This window comes from Microcoleus sp. T2B6 (genome assembly GCF_036700475.1).
In the GTDB taxonomy this organism is placed as follows: Bacteria; Cyanobacteriota; Cyanobacteriia; order Cyanobacteriales; family Microcoleaceae; genus Microcoleus.
On the sequence record NZ_JAUBOZ010000051.1, the window covers coordinates 37,540 to 55,518 of the forward strand.

Genomic DNA, 17,979 nt, shown 5'->3' on the forward strand with positions numbered 1-17,979 from the left:
TCTGTCAGCTTAGCTTGACAATACTAACTCATGTCCGGCTCTGCTAAATCCTGAGAACGGCCCGCAAAAACTTTGGCACGATCGAACGGCGCTGTTTTCTGCGTATATCTGGGTGAACGGCTGCGGCGTAGTTGGCCAGACAGTTAGCAGACAATTTTTGAGTTGCCCAAATTGGAACCAATACCATCCGTGTAGATACACCCATCATTACCCTGTTTCCCTGAATTGAATCATACGCAATCTGCGATTGAATAAAGCTCGTAGCTTTAGTTTTAAGCCGGCAACTCTAGATTAGAGACCGACTCTGACCCCAAATGAAGCGTTGCGGGTTGAGTAGTGCAACAGGGGCTTTAATTGTTAAGTTAGCTCAAATCTCAGAAATTGGGTTTAATTTTCACGTTAAATCACATTAAGTTCTTAACGTCACATTCTTATTTAAGCAGTTCGACACGAGTTTGTCGCGTCCGTGGCAAAAACCACCCGGATAAATTCTACTGAGAGTTAAGCCGCCGCGCAACTCTGGGCTGCGGACTTCTCTAAAATTTTTGGCTTTCGGTTCGCACTTACGCGATCGCACGTTCTCACAAACCATACAATTAGACATCTCCCGGAAGTATAACTTCACGATTCCTTTAAATATATCGTGACAGCGTAAAGATTCCATAAAGCCCTTTAATTAATTTTAGGTAGCATTCCCGAATTGTCTTGATAATTTCAAGCAGACGCAAAAAAATCCCCAGCGGACGTTGCTGCAACTACCTGCAGATAATAACTCCGCCCGGGAAGAAAAATTTACCCAGTTAGCGATGTGCTTGCTATGGTTATAGAAGGCCTAAACAGCAGGATGCGCTTAAAGATGTGGAGGGGTAGGACGCTGGTGCGATGCTCAAAATTTTGTTATTATTTACAGCGTGTCATCAGAAAGCGCTGATCTAGGTTTGATCTCTAAATCATTCATCGCTCCTAGCTCAGCAATGACGAGAGCGAAAATTGTCGATAAAGTTGATTATACCTGCTTACTATTGATGATTTCTAATAAACCTTGATAAAAGACTTTGAAGCTTTTAGAGAGATTTGATTCAGGATTCATATATTTAGAAATTTCGCTAGAGGCTTTATATTTTTCTAGTCCTCCCTGATGGTATCCAGCGTTCCGTAATACTCTTTCTAAAGCCTCCGCTGTACCCCCTTTAATAGCATCAGGCTCTCGATATTTTTTTTGATTAGCTAAATTGGGAGAGACTTTAGGGTAAGCTTGGCGAATTGCTTCAACATCGCCGAAAAACCACGCTTCTAATTCTTCAACTACAATTCGATTTAAGACTTGGAATGATTTATCTTTTTGACAGGAAGATTTAGTGATTAATCCCGATGATATTGCCATTATTTCTAGTTGTTGTTTTAATTTGAGACAATCTTCTCGATCTTCATCTATTAAAATAACAATTTTCCAATCAGGCGGAAGCCATGCTTGATAACCTTTCAAACGATTAGGCAAGTTAGCAAGTAAATCTGGTTTTCCTCGAAAAGCATGAATCTTAGAGCTAACAGTCGATGGCACTATTTTCGGCAAAAGCTGGGTCAAAGCTGATTCTAGGGATGCTTCTTCTACTAAAAGCTCAAGATGCAAAATCCTCACCTTCTATTTATTTTAAGTGTAAAATCATTGCGGTGTACCCCCATTTTTCAGCGGATTTCCCACCTCAAAGAAATCTTCCATCCACAGCGAACCCAGTAAGGCACCGTGTTCCATAAATTGTTTGACTCCCTGCATATCTGCGGTTCTTTTTGCTTGAGTAAAACCTTTTTCATCTCGATATAATACCCATAATTCCTCTGGCTTCAAACTATCCACAAAAAAGGGAGAATGCGTTGTCACCATTAATTGAGTATTCGCAGAAGCCGAACGACATTCTTCTGCAAGCTGAGGTAATAATTGCGGATGCAAATGATTTTCTGGTTCTTCTATTCCCACTAATTGCGGGGGATTGGAATCGAAAAAAACAGTCAAATAAGCTAAGAGTTTTAACGTACCATCGGAGGCATATTTTGCCAGAATAGGATGAGTAAAAGGAGCATCTTTAATTTCCAACAAAAGTCTGCCATCCTGCATGATTGAGGCTTCGACTTTTTCGAGGCGTGGAATACGAACAGAAAGGGTTTTTAGTATTTCTTTTAACCGTTGGGGATGTTGCTCTTTTAGGTATTGGATAACATTGGGTAAATTGTCACCAGTGGGAGATAATCTTTCCTGTGCACCTGCTTCGGGAAGGCTGCGGGTGTGCTCTGCGGTTAAATATGATAAATACCAGCCTGTAATAAAACGTCTTAATGCACTAACGCGGGGATGTTTGGCAAATTGTCCTAATGTATTTACGGCTAAAAATTCAGATGATTCTAGTTTTTCGGTTATCCTTTCACCTTCTTCATCAGGACTTTCGCCACTAATGACTTGTCCTTCCCCTTTTTTGAAGTCTAAAAAACGAAAGGGTTTTCCTTTTCCCGATTGTCCGCGTCGCCAATGCAACCATTCTTCAGCAATGAAGGGACGATTATTTTCTTCATCTATAGCGAGATGATAGGTAATTAAAGGCGAGTCGGATGTCTCTCGATATTTTAATTCAATGATAATGCAGCCTTCGCTGTCTCTGGTGCGTAATTCTCGAAATCGGCCCCGTCTATCCCAGGCTTTTCTGAGGCTTTCGGTAAAACATTCGGATAGGAAAGCGAAAACATCGAAAATAGTTGACTTGCCGCTACCGTTGGGGCCTAAGAATACAGTTAAGGGGGTGAGATTTTTGAGTTGGAGATTGTGCAAAGCACGGTAATTTTGTACTTTGAGATATTCTCTACGGGGAATAGATTTCATGATTTCACCTCCTCAATTATAATCTCGGTTTTTTTTATCCTAATTTCTCCTTTAACGAACCGCGAAGACGCGAAGTGCGCGTTCGGCGAAGCCGTTCCCGAAGGGTAGGAAGAAAAGAGAAGAAGAAAAAACTAAAGTCCTGACGGAGAACTTAATTTAACCGCGAGACAGATTACTGCTGATTCCGCAGGCGAGGGTTAACAAACTCGTTTAATCCTTCCCCCACCAAAGACAGTCCCACCACCATTAAAGTCATCGCTAAACCGGGAAACAAAGCTGTCCACCAAATGCCAGTAGGTAGCGCATCTAAAGCTAAACGCAAGTCGTGTCCCCATTCGGGAGTTGCTTCGGGAAGTCCTAATCCGAGAAATCCTAAACCTCCTAATGTTAATATTGCATCGGCAGCGTTGAGCGCAAACAGCACAGGTACGCTCTGAATCACATTCAGAAACAGGTAGCGCGATAGCACTGTCCAAGTGTCAGCACCCATTGCTCGCGCGGCTTCGACAAATAATTCGGTTTTGACGCTGACGGTGTGATTCCTGACAACGCGGTAGTATTGAGGGATGTAGGAAATGCTCAGGGCGATCGCAGCATTCAATACTCCTTTTCCCACTACAAACGCTAGGGTCAAAGAAAGCAGCAGCCCCGGCAAAGTATAAATTGTATCCATTAAAAATAACAACACTCGATCGAGCTTACCGCCCAAGTAACCGCTAACCAAACCCAGCGGCACACCGATAAACAAACTCAAAGCAGTGGCTAAAATTACCACTTGCCAAGCCGCGCGAGAAGCAAACAGCGTGCGGGAAAACACATCGTAGCCGCTGCGGCTAGTACCAAACCAATAATTCGCCGACGGCGGTTCGTGGATGGGGTTACTCAAAGCCTCGGTAGGATTTTGTAGCCATCCCCAAGCTTGCATAGCTGGAGACAAGGTTGCTACCAATATAAACACGGCAGTTATTGTCAAACCTGCCCACATCATTTTCATTGACAGGCTTGACGGTGAGGCACTGTTGAGAAATCGCGGGAGTCGGAGGCGGCTTTGAGCCATAATGACGATCGACCTATATAAGACTTTTCGATTTTAGTAGCACTCAGGCGCAAAAACCCGGAACAGTCAATCGATTTTAGATTTTAGATTTTAGATTTTCGAGGCGACCCCACGGATAAATGCGGGGGCTTGAGGATTTTCGATTTGAGATTTGGGATTGATTCCACGGATAAATCACGTGGCGGGTACCATCAAGAAATTCCTGGTCAAAAATCCTCTTTCTCATTCGCCAAACACTCGCGACAAACCGGGTTTTTTCGCGCGATGGGGCTAAAAAAAAACCCGGTTTCCCCCCTGCACGGGACTGGCGCGCAGGGGGGAAACCGAGTTTTTGGCAGGTGGGACGCAAGTTGAGTTTAGGTTAAATCTCTCTTGGCACACCTCAAGTCTAAAATCGATCGAATTCCTACAAATTACTGGCAATTAACTCGCGGTACTGGCTTTTCGGCTTAACTCCCTTGAGCTCAGCTACCAAATCTTTGTCTTTGAAATACTGAATCGTCGGCGTACCAATCACGCCAGCATTTTCAGCAATTTCTGGATCTTCTTCGATGTCAATTTCCACGTAGTGGATTTTGCCCTCGAACTCATCTACTACTTTGCTCAAAATCGGCTTGAGGCTGTGGCAAGGCCCACAACTCGGAGAGGCATATTTGACCACAATCAGTCGATCGCTATCGTGGAATAACTTCCGCAAAGCATAACCTCCTTCGTGGCGCGTGTCTTGGATATCAAAGTTCTCGCTGGTTTTGCGTACTTTTTGAGATTCCGGCGCTGCTGTGGGTTGCTCGGATTCCTCAGTTTGATGGAATTCCTGCATTAAACCGTTGACTGACAGCCAACGTTCTGCCAGCATCGCCCCCATACAACCGCTGCCGGCGGCGGTGATTGCTTGGCGAAACTCGTGGTCTTGCACGTCGCCGACGGCGTAAACTCCCTCGACGCTGGTTTCTACCGAACCGTGTTTGGTGGTGATATAGCCTATTTCGTCGAGTTCTAGCTGACCTTGGAACAGTTGAGTGTTGGGAGTGTGACCGATCGCATAAAACAATCCTTTCACCAGCAAATCGCTCTCGGCGCCTGTCACGATATTTCTAAGTCTCACCCCGTCCATTTTGCCGCCGGCTTCGCCCAAAATATCCAGTGCTTCGGTGTTCCAGTGCACGGTAATTTTGGGATTGCTCAGCACTCGGTCTTGCATGGCTTTGCTCGCGCGCATTTGATCGCGCCGCACCAACATATGTACGTGAGAGCCGTATTTTGTCAAATAAATAGATTCTTCTGCTGCTGTGTCGCCCGCGCCGATGACAGCTAAGTCTACTCCTTTAAAAATTGGGGTAGCGCCGTCGCAAATCGCACAGGCCGAAATGCCATGACTCCAAAATACGTGTTCGCTAGGCAGCCCCAGCCTTTTCGCCGTCGCGCCTGTAGCGATTACTATGGTGTGGGTTTTGATTTCTCTGTCTTCCGATCGCACTGTAAACGGCCGCTTGGTCAAATCCACCGAAATTACATCTTCTGTGTATAATTCGGCACCCCAGCGCGCTGCTTGAGCTTTCATCCGATCCATCAGTTGCGGCCCGGTGATGCCTTCGGGAAAGCCGGGGAAGTTTTCGACTTCTGTGGTGGTCATCAGTTGACCGCCGGGGACGCCTCCCATTTGGTAGCCTTCAAACACTACGGGTTTCAGGTTTGCCCTCCCGGCGTAGATTGCTGCTGTGTAGCCTGCTGGGCCTGAGCCGATAATTACTAGGTTTTCTACGGTTTCGTTGGTCATAGCTATTTAATTAAACTCATAACGACTTCGTTTTACTAATTCTAGCAGAGTTCGATCGAGTTTGGTTTGATGCCATTGGGCGATCGAGCATCTGTATCTATTGTTGAGGGTCGATCGGTCTTCGGGGCAATTCCAGCTACTTTAATAAGCAAAAACAATCTAAAAGTCGATTTAGTTTTAAATGTTCGATCTATTTTGACCGCTGAAATCTTAAGAAAATCTAAAGACGACCCAAATTATTGACTTCATTCTCAATTATTTTACCTATTTACTTGTTTTGAGGCTTGTGGTACGATTTTCAAAATCCAGGGGCATTATGACTAATTTTACTTTTTGAGGCTGAAAGCTTTTAAAATCGTAAAATTAACGAATTCGCAAATGTAATAAGTACAATTATTTATGCAAAATCAGCATTTTCTGGTTTAAGAATTGTAACGCAGATTTTGCCAAGTTTGACAAAATACAGTATTTGTGGTATGCAAGGTGCGATCGGGGGGAAATTAGAAGGAAATTTTTAACCGCTTTGGAAGCACAGGCGGGACGCCCGTGCCACAATTAACATAGAATTTTGTATTTGTGTGTGAATGGATAAAATCAAGATATTGTTTGTATGCAGCCGGAATAAGTGGAGGAGTTTGACTGCCGAGAAAATATGCGAGAAAGTTAGTGGCTACAGCGTGCGATCGGCGGGAACGGAAAAAGGTGCAAGAATTAGAGTAACTGAGGGTCTTGTCGGTTGGGCAGATTGGATATTTGTGATGGAGAAGAAGCATGGCGATCGACTTCGCAGCAAATTTCCCGAAAGTCTCGAAGGCAAGAAAGTTATTTGCCTGCAAATCCCGGACAATTACGAATATATGGAACCGGAATTAGTCGAGCTTTTGCAGGCGAAACTGAATCCCTATATGGAAATTCCAGAGAACCAGATAAATTTTATGCAGCGAGTTTTGGAACCGGAAGTGATGGATTCCTTGGAAGAGGCGATCGAATACGATTCGATGGATTTTGCTGAGGTTAATGCTGCTTTTGCTCAGAGTGCTGCGGCGTTGGGGCCGGTTTTTGGAAACGTTTTGGATGCGGGGACGGGTACGGCGAGAATTCCGATCGCCCTTTGTCAACTCCGGCCAGCATGGAAATTGACTTGCATTGATTTGTCGGCAAATATGCTGAAAGTTGGGGCCCAAAATGTGGAAAAGGCGGGCGTGCGATCGCAAATTAGTCTCGAATTAATTGATGCTAAGGCCATGCCTTACCCTGACAATTATTTTGACATGGTGATTTCTAACAGCATTATCCACCATTTGCCCGATCCACTGCCGTTTTTGCAGGAAGTCAAGCGGGTGTTGAAGCCACAGGGAGCAATTTTTTTGCGGGATTTACTGCGGCCGGAAACATCGGAAATCAGGGATAATTTAGTCAATCTGTATGCGGGAGATTGCAACGCGCATCAGAAACAGTTATTCAGCGATTCGTTGCAAGCGGCATTTACGCTGGATGAAGTTGAGGAGACGATCCAAAATGCCGGGTTGGATGGGTTGAGGATTTACGAATCTTCAGACAGACACTGGACGGCAGAACGTGTTTGGTGCGAGTCTTTGTAGGCACGGGACGATCGCCGGAGAAAATTTCAAAGGACAATGGAAAGGCTCACTGTTGCAACCTCGCCATTGTTCTAGCTTTTACTTGTTGCCAAGAAATAACCGCATTGGGGTTTGTTTCGTGGTCTAGCAGGCGGCGAGATAGCTCTACCCTTTGAGATTCAGTTAATTCAAGATGTTCGGGATCGGCGCTTATGCTGTCCCATATCGCTTGTACTAAGCGAATTCTGTCATTAACGCTCAAACTAATAATTTCTGCAAGAGTACCAGCGAGATCCATAGCTTAAAAATGCGTCACAGCTAAATACTTTTCCACATTTTATCGCAAAGATTGCTGGAAAGGAGCGATCGCACCTCCCCAGCTATCCGCCGTACCGTTGCGCGATCTGTTTGTTGTTTAATTACTGTTTTCGGGTCGGAAAAATTAGTATGATTGAACCGCGAAGACGCGAAAAACGCGAAGGAAGAGTTAGGAAGAATCAGAAGTAGATAATCTTCTCCGAGGAAGGAAGTAAGATGTTTAAGCATCTGATCGGAAAAATGTGCGATCGAGGATATGCCGAAAAAGCCCGTTCCGCGACCAGAAAATGAAGAGTCGCATGTCAACTACCCGCCATCAAGCGGAGTACCGCTATGATGGGGGCTTGTATCTGAACTCCACCGCAATTCCGAGAACCTAGATAGGATTTCAGCTTTGGTTTCACCGCTCGATACATCAGGGGATGCTGACAAGCTCCCCATGCTCATCCAGTCTTGCCGGACAAGCAACGCTCTCATTGCAATATTTCGCGCACCAACCAAATCAGCGTGTAACTCATGACTACAACATTCGCATCGAAACAATAGTCCTTTGTTTGGTCTATTAGCATCCGAAGTATGTCCACATTTAGGACAACTTTTCGATGTGTAATGAGCCGGAACTTTAGTTGCTAACGAACCATTTAGATTGGCTTTGTAGTCGATATAACCGTGCAATTCGGCAAATGACCATTGAGCCTTATTTCTATTAGCTCTACGCTGTTTTTTACTAGCCTTCTTCCCAGACTTAGACTTAGTTCTATCTCGTATTCCGGTCAAGTTCTCTAATCCAATGAGGCTGTTAGGTTTGGCAATTTCCTTGCTGATTTGGTGGTTCACATCAGCGATAAACCGTCTTTCTCTTCCAGATAAAGCGATTAGTCTTCGCTTTGCCGAACGAGTGTCTTTACGCTGAAGAGTCTGTCTAGCTTTGTGATAGCGGTTGGCTTTGTGTCTAGCATCTTTCCCTGAGTAGAATTTAGACTTATTTTGTAAGTCTGTTTCCACCGCTAAGTAGCGCATACCCACATCGACACCAGAAACTCTTGTTATTTTTAGTGGCTCAATTTCAGGTACTTCTACTTCAATGCTTACCATTAAGTAGTAGACCTTAGAAGAACGCTGATAGACAATTTTAGCGGCTCCAATTTTAGCACCATTGGTAATTAAATCTAGATGCTTGTTGTATCCATCATACGGGACTACTATCCGACCTTGTAGCGTGATAATACTCACTTTCTGCTCGGTCTTAAAAGAGTAGTCCCGTTGATAATTTAGGGTACAGGTTCGAGAAATATATTTAGGGGGTTTATCGAGCCCTTTATACCGCCTCTTTGTGTAACCTTTGGCGAGAGCATCGTTAGATTGTTTTACCTTAGACCAAAGGGTCTTATAAGTGACAGATACTTGTCTGGGTACATTGCAAGCCATTTGGGCTCCAAGCCCAAACCGAACTCGCAATTCGTTGTAGACAGCTTTCTGCAACTTAGCGCCATTACTGATTTTACCCGCATCAAAAGCGACTTGTGAAGTATAGTTCAAGGCATCCCGGTAAGCTCTAGCCGTCTGAGACACCAAGGCTTTTTGCTCGGTGGTCAGGTTTAGTTTCAGCTTGGCGGTAATTACTTGGGGCATTATCACGCGCGTACTCTGATATTATTGTATCTCGTGAAAGCGAGAATGGTGAAAGGTAGAGCGAAATTTGTTCGTTCATCGACCGCCCCCTCACTTTCCGATATCTGAAGATTGTCGGTTTCGTTCGGGGGCGGATCTCTTCACTCACGCGAATTCCTCCCGCCGCTCACTCCTTGTACAGGTAGAGCGGGGGACTCCTTCTGTTTTAGTTGAAGAAGCTCAGGGAAGAACTAGAGATGAGCCAGGAAGATTTGGCGCGAGAGCTTGGCGTTTCGTCGCAAACAATCAGTCGTTGGGAGTTGGGGAAGAATGTGCCGACGTTCACCGTCAAGCAGATGAAAGCTTTGGAGAAATTGCTGGCTAGCATCGGCAGGTCGATCGGCGATTTGCCCGACAATCTGTGATCGAAACAATTAAACAAGCCCACGAATAAATCCGTGGAGCACTTTTTCCAATCTAAAATCTAAAATCTAAAATCTAAAATTACTCGATCGCGCCCTAAGTCTTTAGCTTGATAAAGCGAACGGTCTGCCGCTGCAATCAGGTTTTCCTGGGAAGTTTCGGGCACAGGAAACGTGCTCGCTACCCCCAAACTCAGCGTCACGAAAGAACACACCGCTGAATTAAGGTGTTCGATTTCTAGTTCTTTTACCCAAACTCGAATTTGCTCTGCAATCCAAACAGCTATTTCTGACGAAGTGCGGGGTAAAATTACCGCAAATTCTTCACCTCCGTAACGAGCTACCAGAGTCTCCCCCGAAACTGCGCCTGCTGAGTCATGTACAGCCTCAACAATAGTTTTGGCTACCTGTTGCAAACAAGCATCTCCCGCCTGATGTCCGTAAGTATCGTTGTATTTCTTAAAAAAGTCAACATCGCATAAAATCAAAGATAGTTCTGCTGCTGCTTCTCCCAATTCTTGCCATTTTTTCTGTAAGTATTCGTTAAAACAGTGGCGGTTGGCAATCTGAGTTAAGCCATCTAAGTTGGCAAGGCGATACAATTCGGAATTAGCTGCTTTTAATTGAGAATTAGCTGCTTCTAACTCGGATTGCGTGAGCGATAAATTGTAATAAAGTTCGCTCATAGACCAAGTAGCTTGTTGGTGAATTTGGGATAAAGCTACCCAGAGTTGATGCACGTCTAAAAGTCGGTAAACTTGAGGCTCTAACTGCACCACAATCGGCTCGTAAAGCAGTTCAGGCGGTCGCTGCACGGAGCGCTGAGCTGCCATGACAATTAAGGCTACTCCTGGTAAAATCAAAATATCGGTTTGAGCTATTTGATACAAGGCTATAATCGGTCTGCAAGCAAATATATCTACTCCGTAAGGGCGGCTCATTCGTTCCATAAATCGCCGACGCGATATCATCCCTAAAAATTCCCCATTTACGGTCAAGATAACTCCCGGAAGCAGCGGGTGAGATTGAAACAACCGAGCTACTTCTTTGGCGAGATATGAGGAGTCAACCTGAAAATTGAATAGAGCCAGATCCTTAAGGGTAGACTCTAAAGATAAATTTTGGGGTGAGTTTTCTGGCGAGTTAGACGGCTCAATAAATTCAACAGACACAGCGCAGATCCGAATAAACAATAAACCAGCAACAAAGCTAGTGTCAGCTCTTAAATTATATAATTATTTATTTCTTACCATTGGTTGTATTATTTACTACACTATTTTTAAATAATGGAAGCTGCTGCCTGAGTTTTTGCCGTAGCTGCATTGTATTGATTCATGCTCACTAAATTACAGATTTATTGAATTATTCTAGATTTTTTCCTCGATTTTTGACTAGCGGCTTTTTACGGCGTAAAAAAACGATTTCGGCGCCATTCCTCAACTCATTGACCGAAAGCATCCAGGATACAAGCCCCCGTACTCATTCCTTCGCAGACTCAGAACCCAGAAATAAAAAACCTGTATCCGATAAACCAGCCCCCCGAATTTATCCTGGGGTCAATGCTTCAATCTAAAATCTAAAATCTAAAATCTAAAATCGATTGACGGTGCACACAAACTCAAGAAACCTGGTTTTTAAACCGGGTCGAGGCTGTAACGAGGTTTTGCGTAAAAAACGCGGTGTCTGCCCCTGTCCTCCACTCAAAATTCAAAACTCAACATTCCCTCACCACCCCCAAGTTCCTTCCCCTCCCTTAAACGGGCCGACAATATCTTTGGTAATCCAGCCGCCGTAAAAATCCCCTGGTTGAGATTGCACTAATTCTCCGTCTACATAACAGGCATCCATCTTGCTCGGATAAAAAGCCACATAATCTTTAATAGCTGCAAAAACCTGATTAGGATTGGGATAAAACCAAGCAGCATTTACTACTTCTTTCGACTCTACCGTCACAGTGTAATAACCGGCTTGTCCCTTCCACTCGCACCAAGAGCCTCGTAAAGTTTTGTGCAAATATTCCATTTTGATGTCATCGGGGCAGATATAGTAGGCAGGAGGGTGACTCGTCTCCAATACCCGCTGAGGACGGCGCGTGTCGGCGATCGTCACTCCATTAAAAATTATCTGTACGTGTTTGGTCGATTCCTCAAGCCGAGGGGGACGCGGGTAATCCCAAACAGACTCTTGACCAGGGCCGGGCTCTATTCGATCGAAGTTCATGTGCACCATCTCCCCTCCAAAAAAAACAATTAGCGACTTAGCATTACAAATTAATGTACCCTTAATCGAGTCGCTGCTTCAGAGCAAACCAGCTTTTCTCAACTCTTTGTAATATGAGTATTCGCGGTATAGATGTTTCCGACTACCAGCCCAATGTCAATTGGCAAGCAGTTGCCAGGGATGGTATTACCTTCAGTTTTGTCAAATCGACCGAGGGTGCAACGTTCGTTGCCCAAACTTTCGCCCGCAATTGGGCGGCCATGAAAGCGGCGGGGATTCAACGCGGTGCTTACCACTTTTTTCGACCTGCAAGCAGCATTCAAGGACAAATAGATTTGTTCTTGAAAACTGTAAAACTCGAAGCGGGGGATTTGCCCGCAGTCTTGGATATCGAAACTACAGGCGGTTTGAGTGTGGATCAATTGTGCGATCGAGCCGCAATTTGGCTAGAAGCCGTCGAAAAAGCCACCTTGATGCGACCGATTATCTACACCTACCCCGGTTTCTGGGACAACCTGGGGACAACACGGTTTGCCGATTACCCGCTGTGGATTGCTCACTATACCACTGCTGAGGAACCTTGGGTTCCCGGCGGCTGGAAAACTTGGACTTTTTGGCAGTACAGCGACAGCGGCAGCGTCTCCGGCGTATCGGGCAATGTAGACACCAATATTTATGAAAGCGTCCGAGAAGGCGCCGTAAGTTATAAAGTTGCAGACATCCAGAGGGAATTAAGAATTAAAGGTTTCTATCAAGGCGCGATGGACGGTAAATTTGGAGCCAACACCACAGCGGCGCTAATCTCGTTTCAGAAATCTCAAGGTCTCAATCCAGACGGCATTGCCAGCCTCAAAACCTGGGCCGCTTTGATGCGAAAATCTCCCAAAGTAGTTGTCCCCCCTCCAGCGCCGACACCCACTCCGCGGCCGACACCCACTCCGACTCCCACTCCCATATCAGACGTGCGGCTGACTCAGGTATTCTCGTCTTATCAAGCTAAGGCTAGCCAAGATACTGCCTTAATTTGGCTGCAAAGTCAGGTTCCTACCTCTGTTTTAGCGGACTTTGCTCAAAAATGGCGGGCAACTGCCTTACCTCCAGACACTAATTTGCGATTGATAGATGTCGGCAAATTTTATCGCGGTTTAGCACAACAAGACCAAGCTTTAGATTGGCTGCAAAAACAACTTTCTCCGGCTATTATTAACGAGTTTGCACAAAAATGGCGCTCTCAATCTATTGTCACTAATTCTCCGATTCGGCTGATAGATGCGTGCAAATTTTATCGGGCTGCACCAAACCAGAACCAGGCTTTAGATTGGCTGGAAGGGCGAATTTCGCCGGCAATTCTATCGGAGTTTCTTCGCAGGTGGCAGAATGCCAATCGATTATAGATTATAGATTTGAGATTGACTCTACAGATGAATCTTGCGATTTTAGATTTTATATCATGTCCGATCGAGTGACCGCGATTAAAAGGGCGGGTTTTTGAGATGGTCAATTATTGGCCGGTATTGTTGGCTCACGGGCCCCTACCGTATTAGGGGTAATCGACCGGACATAATATTAGATGGGAACTCTACTCTAAAGATGAGTCTGAGGGCGATCGATTAGATTTTAGATTTGAGATTGACTCTACAGATGAATCATGGGATTTTAGAGTTTTTTAGATGGAAACTACTCTAAAGATGAGTCTGGCGGCGATCGATTTGAGATGTGAGCTTTTTGATTGGAGATTGACAATCAAGCATCTAGGATACAAGCCCCCGGATTCATTCCGAAAGCAGACTCAGGACCGGTGAAATAAAAAACCTGTATCCGATGAAACTTGCCGAACGTATTTATCCGTGGGGTCAATGCTTCAATTCTTTAATCTAAAATCTAAAATCTAAAATCGCGCAATCGATTGACTCCCCATCAAAATTAGTCAAACCCTCTCCCTCTCTGCCCGCACCCCATCAGACTCTCGAACATAACAGATAATCTCTCGCTTAGCTACAGCGATCTGCCATCTTTGACGCCAAGAGAATTATCTGATAAAGTTATAGCGACTATCAAGGTTTTTTAATCTTATTGGGAAAAATGCAGGGCCGTGCCGAGTTTGTAAGCTGCGCCGAAAATAGCGCCTGCACTCCAATTACCCGCGATCGCACATTTAAAACTAAGCGGGCAGCCTGTAACAATAATATCTATGGAAATCCCCTTTAACATCACCCAGTTGATGGTCATGACCGTCCTCTGTGGCATCAGCGCTCAAGTTCTCGCCGCTTATCTGAAAGTTCCGGCGATCGTCTTTTTGCTGTTGTTTGGCATTTTAGCCGGTCCAGACTGCTTCGGAGTGCTGCACCCCAATCTGCTGGGCAGCGGTTTGGAAGTTATGGTATCCCTTTGCGTAGCCTTAATTCTGTTTGAAGGCGGCTTGAATTTGGAATTGCGAGACTTAGGCAAAGTTTCCGGCAGCATCCGCAATTTAGTTACGGTAGGCACTTTAATTACGCTAATAGGCGGCGGAATGGCCGCACACTGGTTGGGGGAATTTCCCTGGCCGATCGCATTTCTATATGCTTCTCTAGTAGTCGTCACAGGCCCGACAGTAATCGGCCCTTTGCTCAAACAAGTATCCGTTGACAAAAAAGTTGCCGCCTTGCTAGAAGCAGAAGGCGTTTTAATCGATCCTGTCGGGGCAATTCTGGCAGTATTAGTGCTGAATATTATTTTGAACGGCAATGCTGATTTGCTAGTTGTGTTCCGAGATTTAATCGTGCGACTCTTCGTTGGCGCAGTCATAGGAGTTGCGGGAGGTTGGCTGCTGGGATTCATTCTCAAGCGATCGCAATTTCTCTCAGAAGACCTCAAAAACTTGGTAGTGTTAGCCGGTTTGTGGGGATTTTTCGGCTTAGCAGAAGAAATCCGCAGCGAATCGGGACTGATGGCAACAGTCCTCTCCGGCATCGTCCTCAGAGCCGCTGCTGTGCCGGAAGAAAGGCTGCTGAGGAGGTTTAAAGGTCAACTCACAGTCCTGGCTATTTCCATGCTGTTCGTGCTGCTGGCGGCCGATTTATCCCTCGCTAGTGTGGTCGCCCTCGGTTGGGGAAGTTTGTTTACAGTTTTAGCTTTAATGTGGGTAGTGCGGCCGATCAACGTTTGGCTGTGTACTTGGAATAGCGGACTGAATTGGCGGCAGAAATTATTTGTTTGTTGGGTAGCGCCGAGGGGAATTGTCTCAGCGTCGATCGCATCTTTATTTGCAATTTTGCTCACCCAGCGGGGAATCAACGGCGGCGACTCGATTAAAGCCTTAGTTTTCCTAACAATTATTATGACAGTTTTCGTCCAGGGACTAACGGCCGGACGGATAGCTCAACTGTTGGGCATCACCTCAAAATCGGCAACCGGTGCTGCAATTGTGGGGTCAAATCCTTTGAGCAGATTAATTGCTCGCTTGTTTCAAGAACGCGGAGAATCGGTGGCAATTATCGACACCAACCCAGAAGCTTGCGAACAAGCAGAACGAGAGGGTTTGCGGGTGTTTTTGAGCAGTGCTCTGGATCACAGCGTGTTAGAAGAAGCCGGACTGGAATCGATGGGAACTTTTTTGGCAATGACTAACAACGGCGAGGTAAACTTAGTGTTAGCTCAGCGAGCAGCCGAGGAGTTTGCACCGCCGAGGGTTTTGGCAATATTCCCCAAAGATCCGCAAGCAAATACGCCTGCAAATCAGGCTAAAATCAATCAAGCTTTTGTCTCCGATTTGTCGCTGAAGGATTGGAACGAATATTTGAGCGACGGCGAAGTAAAATTGGGGGAAACTGAGTTAAAAAGTGAGGGATTGCAGTTTCAGATTGCTCACTTGCAAGCTTTGGTTCAAGCCGGGGAGTTGGCGCCACTGCTGCTGGAAAGGCAAGGGTACTTGCAAGTAGTGTCGGCGACTCAGATTTGGCAAGCAGGCGATCGAATTATTTATTTGCTGTACGATCCGACACCGAAATTGTTGAAAAGATTGTCGGGTTCGTCGCAGTCTCGTTTGACTATGGAAAAGCATCAGGTAGTTGAAGAAGTGCCAATTCCTTCTCCGGTTTTAGAGGAGGTTTTGGAGTCAGCGGAAATAGCAAAGGATGCTAAAGTTTTGCAGCCACCAGTTTCGCGATAAGGGTTAGTATCCCGATCGTACTCTATAATCTGCTTGTCGCGATCGCGGCTTTGCTTTCATCGATCGGCATAAAAATACAGCAGGTAAATTGACCAGACTATAGCGGTGTTCAATTTACCTGATATAATAATGATTCTTCAATTAGAAACTACCCTGTGATTGCGAGCGATCGGATGGAAAATGTAACCGTATCCTTGAGTAGTTTTAATGAAATTCGGCACTGCGGCATCGACTTTAGCCATTTTCCTGCGAATCAGACGGATATACACGTCCACCACTTGCTCGTCTCGTGCGTCATTGCATTTCCATCCCCAAACTTTTTCGATTAGCTGTTGGCGACTCCAGGCTTTACCCGAATGAATGGCTAAAAAATGCAATAGCTGAAATTCTAAAGGTGTGAGAGCTAAAGTTTTCTCTTTCAATCTCACCTCTCTACTGATTAAATCGATCGCTAGTTCACCGAAGACAAGATTGCGGACGGGGGCGTCATCCTCTACAACCAGAATTTGGGAATTTCGAGCGGTAGATATCGTCATAATTTTTGACTCTATTGCGACTATTTCAAAGTTCAAGAAAGCGAGTAAGCTGTTCACCATGTAAAACTCAGAGGCTATCTAAGCAAGTATTGGGTTTCAGTCTGTAAAATACGCAGTTTAAATGCTAAACAGCTTAACAGTCTTTTAATTAGCCCTTAGATATCCCCTTGCACGCTTAATAAAGAGGGGAAGATGCTTCAAAGTCCTCCTTCTTAAGGAAGGACTGTTTCAATTACAAACTACCTTGTTACTCCGAGCGCTCGGAGCAAAACTGTAACCGTATCCCCGAACAGTTTGAATAAAATTGGGAACAGCGGCATCAACTTTAGCCATTTTCCTGCGAATTTGGCCGATATGCACGTCCACCACTCGCTCTTCGGTTGCATAATTGGATTTCCACCCCCAAACTTTTTCGATTAGCTGTTGGCGGCTGCAAGCTTTACCCGAATGAGTTGCCAAAAAACACAATATTTCAAATTCTAAGGCTGTCAGCGTTAGAATTTGCTCCTTCAATCTCACCTGCCTACCCACTAAATCGATCGCTAATTGACCGAAGATAAGGTTGGGCGGAGCGACGGATCTCGCCCGCCTCAACAAGACTTCAACTCTCACTGCCAATTCTTCAAGATTAAACGGTTTGCAAATAAAATCATCGGCACCTGCTTTCATGATTTTAATCCGATCTTCTTGGCCGGTGCGGCTGCTCAGAATTGCAACTAAAACATTAGTTTGATTTTGCATTTGTTGGCAGAGTTTATACCCAGTTGTGTCGGGTAAATTCCAATCCAATATCACCAGAACAGGGTTGAATTCCTCAAAAATTTCGAGAGCTGTTTTGCCGTCTGCCGCAACTTGTACTTGATATGTCTGGTTCAAAAAGCGGTAGACGAGAGTGCGGACGGGGGCGTCATCTTCTACAAGCAGAATTTTGTGATTTTGACCAGTAGATATTGTCATAATGTTCGACTCTCTTGTTAGTTAATGGTGCCAAGTTAGGAATTGTAGGTTCAAACTCTGTTCTAATTAGATTCATTCTTTACTTAAATCTTAAGCAGCTCCGATCAAAAAATCATTCGTTCTACCCACAGAGTTGATGAAGTATCAGGTGCAAACTTGATTGCGGGAAAGTGCAACGTATGCGAATATCAGGACTTACGCATTGGGACGTAGTTCTGTCCTTCTGAGTAAAACGAAGAATCTCCAGCCCTATAAAAAGTTAAACCTATAGTCCGGCAGGGGTTTTAACCCCTGCCTCAAAGCGAAAGTCCTCGCTATCAGGACCCAGAAGAAAAATCCGGGTTTTCTACCCCCTTTATGATTCGGCGGTTGAAACCGCTACTACACACACGAAGTCTGCCTCCGCAGACTAAGGAATGAGAATTAAATAACTTCCACAAGTTTGTGGGATGGGCGTCCCGCCCGTCCTTTTTGGACGGGCG

Annotated in this window: 18 protein-coding genes; 4 read left to right on the forward strand and 14 right to left on the reverse strand. The window is 45.2% G+C overall.

The window, feature by feature from the left end; translation table 11 throughout:
* Positions 1-43 precede the first annotated feature (43 nt).
* The 6 genes from QUA00_RS21220 to trxB form a co-directional block, all read right to left on the reverse strand.
* Positions 44-208, reverse strand: a complete 165-nt coding sequence (locus QUA00_RS21220) for a hypothetical protein (protein WP_333054806.1) — start codon at positions 206-208, stop codon at positions 44-46.
* A gap of 201 nt (positions 209-409) precedes the next feature.
* The gene (locus QUA00_RS21225) at positions 410-664 is read right to left on the reverse strand and encodes a hypothetical protein (protein WP_333142346.1); all 255 of its coding nucleotides are present in this window, start codon (positions 662-664) and stop codon (positions 410-412) included.
* 342 nt (positions 665-1,006) lie between these two features.
* Complete coding sequence (locus tag QUA00_RS21230) at positions 1,007-1,639, reverse strand: DUF4276 family protein (protein ID WP_333411023.1); 633 nt, start codon at positions 1,637-1,639, stop codon at positions 1,007-1,009.
* A 24-nt stretch (positions 1,640-1,663) separates the two neighbouring features.
* The gene (locus QUA00_RS21235) at positions 1,664-2,869 is read right to left on the reverse strand and encodes an AAA family ATPase (protein ID WP_333411024.1); all 1,206 of its coding nucleotides are present in this window, start codon (positions 2,867-2,869) and stop codon (positions 1,664-1,666) included.
* Between the two features lie 172 nt (positions 2,870-3,041).
* Positions 3,042-3,926, reverse strand: a complete 885-nt coding sequence (locus QUA00_RS21240) for an ABC transporter permease (RefSeq protein ID WP_333054802.1) — start codon at positions 3,924-3,926, stop codon at positions 3,042-3,044.
* 406 nt (positions 3,927-4,332) lie between these two features.
* Positions 4,333-5,703, reverse strand: a complete 1,371-nt coding sequence (gene trxB, locus QUA00_RS21245; protein WP_333411025.1) for a thioredoxin-disulfide reductase — start codon at positions 5,701-5,703, stop codon at positions 4,333-4,335.
* A gap of 584 nt (positions 5,704-6,287) precedes the next feature.
* Between trxB and QUA00_RS21250 the strand changes: the two genes are divergently transcribed.
* Positions 6,288-7,304, forward strand: a complete 1,017-nt coding sequence (locus QUA00_RS21250; RefSeq protein ID WP_333411026.1) for a methyltransferase domain-containing protein — start codon at positions 6,288-6,290, stop codon at positions 7,302-7,304.
* A 46-nt stretch (positions 7,305-7,350) separates the two neighbouring features.
* Here QUA00_RS21250 and QUA00_RS21255 read toward each other — a convergent pair whose 3' ends face one another.
* The 3 genes from QUA00_RS21255 to QUA00_RS21265 form a co-directional block, all read right to left on the reverse strand.
* A complete protein-coding gene (locus QUA00_RS21255; RefSeq protein ID WP_333411027.1) occupies positions 7,351-7,581 on the reverse strand; it encodes an addiction module protein in 231 nt (76 codons plus the stop codon).
* Positions 7,582-7,601: 20 nt separating this feature from the next.
* The gene (locus tag QUA00_RS21260) at positions 7,602-7,829 is read right to left on the reverse strand and encodes a hypothetical protein (RefSeq protein WP_333411028.1); all 228 of its coding nucleotides are present in this window, start codon (positions 7,827-7,829) and stop codon (positions 7,602-7,604) included.
* 78 nt (positions 7,830-7,907) lie between these two features.
* Complete coding sequence (locus tag QUA00_RS21265) at positions 7,908-9,233, reverse strand: transposase (protein WP_333411029.1); 1,326 nt, start codon at positions 9,231-9,233, stop codon at positions 7,908-7,910.
* 209 nt (positions 9,234-9,442) lie between these two features.
* On the opposite strand from QUA00_RS21265, the gene QUA00_RS21270 reads away from it, so the two are divergent.
* Positions 9,443-9,637, forward strand: a complete 195-nt coding sequence (locus tag QUA00_RS21270) for a helix-turn-helix transcriptional regulator (protein WP_333411030.1) — start codon at positions 9,443-9,445, stop codon at positions 9,635-9,637.
* Between the two features lie 59 nt (positions 9,638-9,696).
* Here the strand turns inward: QUA00_RS21270 and QUA00_RS21275 are convergent, their stop codons facing one another.
* Both QUA00_RS21275 and QUA00_RS21280 read right to left on the reverse strand, forming a co-directional pair.
* Positions 9,697-10,806, reverse strand: coding sequence for a diguanylate cyclase domain-containing protein (locus tag QUA00_RS21275; RefSeq protein WP_333411031.1), 1,110 nt, complete (start codon positions 10,804-10,806; stop codon positions 9,697-9,699).
* Between the two features lie 553 nt (positions 10,807-11,359).
* Positions 11,360-11,854 carry a DUF427 domain-containing protein gene (locus tag QUA00_RS21280; RefSeq protein WP_333316291.1) on the reverse strand — a complete coding sequence of 165 codons (495 nt, stop codon included), beginning with the start codon at positions 11,852-11,854 and terminating at the stop codon, positions 11,360-11,362.
* Between the two features lie 113 nt (positions 11,855-11,967).
* Here QUA00_RS21280 and QUA00_RS21285 point away from each other — a divergent pair, with 113 nt between their 5' ends.
* Positions 11,968-13,248, forward strand: coding sequence for a GH25 family lysozyme (locus tag QUA00_RS21285; protein ID WP_333305284.1), 1,281 nt, complete (start codon positions 11,968-11,970; stop codon positions 13,246-13,248).
* Positions 13,249-13,924: 676 nt separating this feature from the next.
* Here the strand turns inward: QUA00_RS21285 and QUA00_RS21290 are convergent.
* Entirely contained in the window at positions 13,925-14,083 is a 159-nt protein-coding gene (locus QUA00_RS21290; protein ID WP_333305344.1) for a hypothetical protein, read from the reverse strand.
* On the opposite strand from QUA00_RS21290, the gene QUA00_RS21295 reads away from it, so the two are divergent.
* On the forward strand, positions 14,046-16,004 hold the full coding sequence (locus tag QUA00_RS21295) for a cation:proton antiporter domain-containing protein (protein WP_333411032.1): 1,959 nt from the start codon (positions 14,046-14,048) through the stop codon (positions 16,002-16,004). The two genes, QUA00_RS21290 and QUA00_RS21295, sit on opposite strands and share 38 nt — an antisense overlap.
* Before the next feature lie 137 nt (positions 16,005-16,141).
* Here the strand turns inward: QUA00_RS21295 and QUA00_RS21300 are convergent, their stop codons facing one another.
* Entirely contained in the window at positions 16,142-16,540 is a 399-nt protein-coding gene (locus tag QUA00_RS21300; RefSeq protein WP_333142335.1) for a winged helix-turn-helix domain-containing protein, read from the reverse strand.
* 228 nt (positions 16,541-16,768) lie between these two features.
* Positions 16,769-17,497 carry a response regulator transcription factor gene (locus tag QUA00_RS21305; protein ID WP_333142334.1) on the reverse strand — a complete coding sequence of 243 codons (729 nt, stop codon included), beginning with the start codon at positions 17,495-17,497 and terminating at the stop codon, positions 16,769-16,771.
* Positions 17,498-17,979 lie beyond the last annotated feature (482 nt).

Bases quoted from the DNA above. Each gene is read 5' to 3' on its own strand.
- QUA00_RS21240 (WP_333054802.1), bottom strand. From the start codon at position 3,926: ATGGCTCAAAGCCGCCTCCGACTCCCGCGATTTCTCAACAGTGCCTCA.
- QUA00_RS21285 (WP_333305284.1), top strand. From the start codon at position 11,968: ATGAGTATTCGCGGTATAGATGTTTCCGACTACCAGCCCAATGTCAAT.
- QUA00_RS21265 (WP_333411029.1), bottom strand. From the start codon at position 9,233: ATGCCCCAAGTAATTACCGCCAAGCTGAAACTAAACCTGACCACCGAG.
- QUA00_RS21235 (WP_333411024.1), bottom strand. From the start codon at position 2,869: ATGAAATCTATTCCCCGTAGAGAATATCTCAAAGTACAAAATTACCGT.
- QUA00_RS21225 (WP_333142346.1), bottom strand. From the start codon at position 664: ATGGAATCTTTACGCTGTCACGATATATTTAAAGGAATCGTGAAGTTA.
- QUA00_RS21300 (WP_333142335.1), bottom strand. From the start codon at position 16,540: ATGACGATATCTACCGCTCGAAATTCCCAAATTCTGGTTGTAGAGGAT.
- QUA00_RS21260 (WP_333411028.1), bottom strand. From the start codon at position 7,829: ATGCTTAAACATCTTACTTCCTTCCTCGGAGAAGATTATCTACTTCTG.
- QUA00_RS21255 (WP_333411027.1), bottom strand. From the start codon at position 7,581: ATGGATCTCGCTGGTACTCTTGCAGAAATTATTAGTTTGAGCGTTAAT.
- QUA00_RS21295 (WP_333411032.1), top strand. From the start codon at position 14,046: ATGGAAATCCCCTTTAACATCACCCAGTTGATGGTCATGACCGTCCTC.
- QUA00_RS21250 (WP_333411026.1), top strand. From the start codon at position 6,288: ATGGATAAAATCAAGATATTGTTTGTATGCAGCCGGAATAAGTGGAGG.
- QUA00_RS21220 (WP_333054806.1), bottom strand. From the start codon at position 208: ATGATGGGTGTATCTACACGGATGGTATTGGTTCCAATTTGGGCAACT.
- QUA00_RS21290 (WP_333305344.1), bottom strand. From the start codon at position 14,083: ATGACCATCAACTGGGTGATGTTAAAGGGGATTTCCATAGATATTATT.
- trxB (WP_333411025.1), bottom strand. From the start codon at position 5,703: ATGACCAACGAAACCGTAGAAAACCTAGTAATTATCGGCTCAGGCCCA.
- QUA00_RS21305 (WP_333142334.1), bottom strand. From the start codon at position 17,497: ATGACAATATCTACTGGTCAAAATCACAAAATTCTGCTTGTAGAAGAT.
- QUA00_RS21280 (WP_333316291.1), bottom strand. From the start codon at position 11,854: ATGAACTTCGATCGAATAGAGCCCGGCCCTGGTCAAGAGTCTGTTTGG.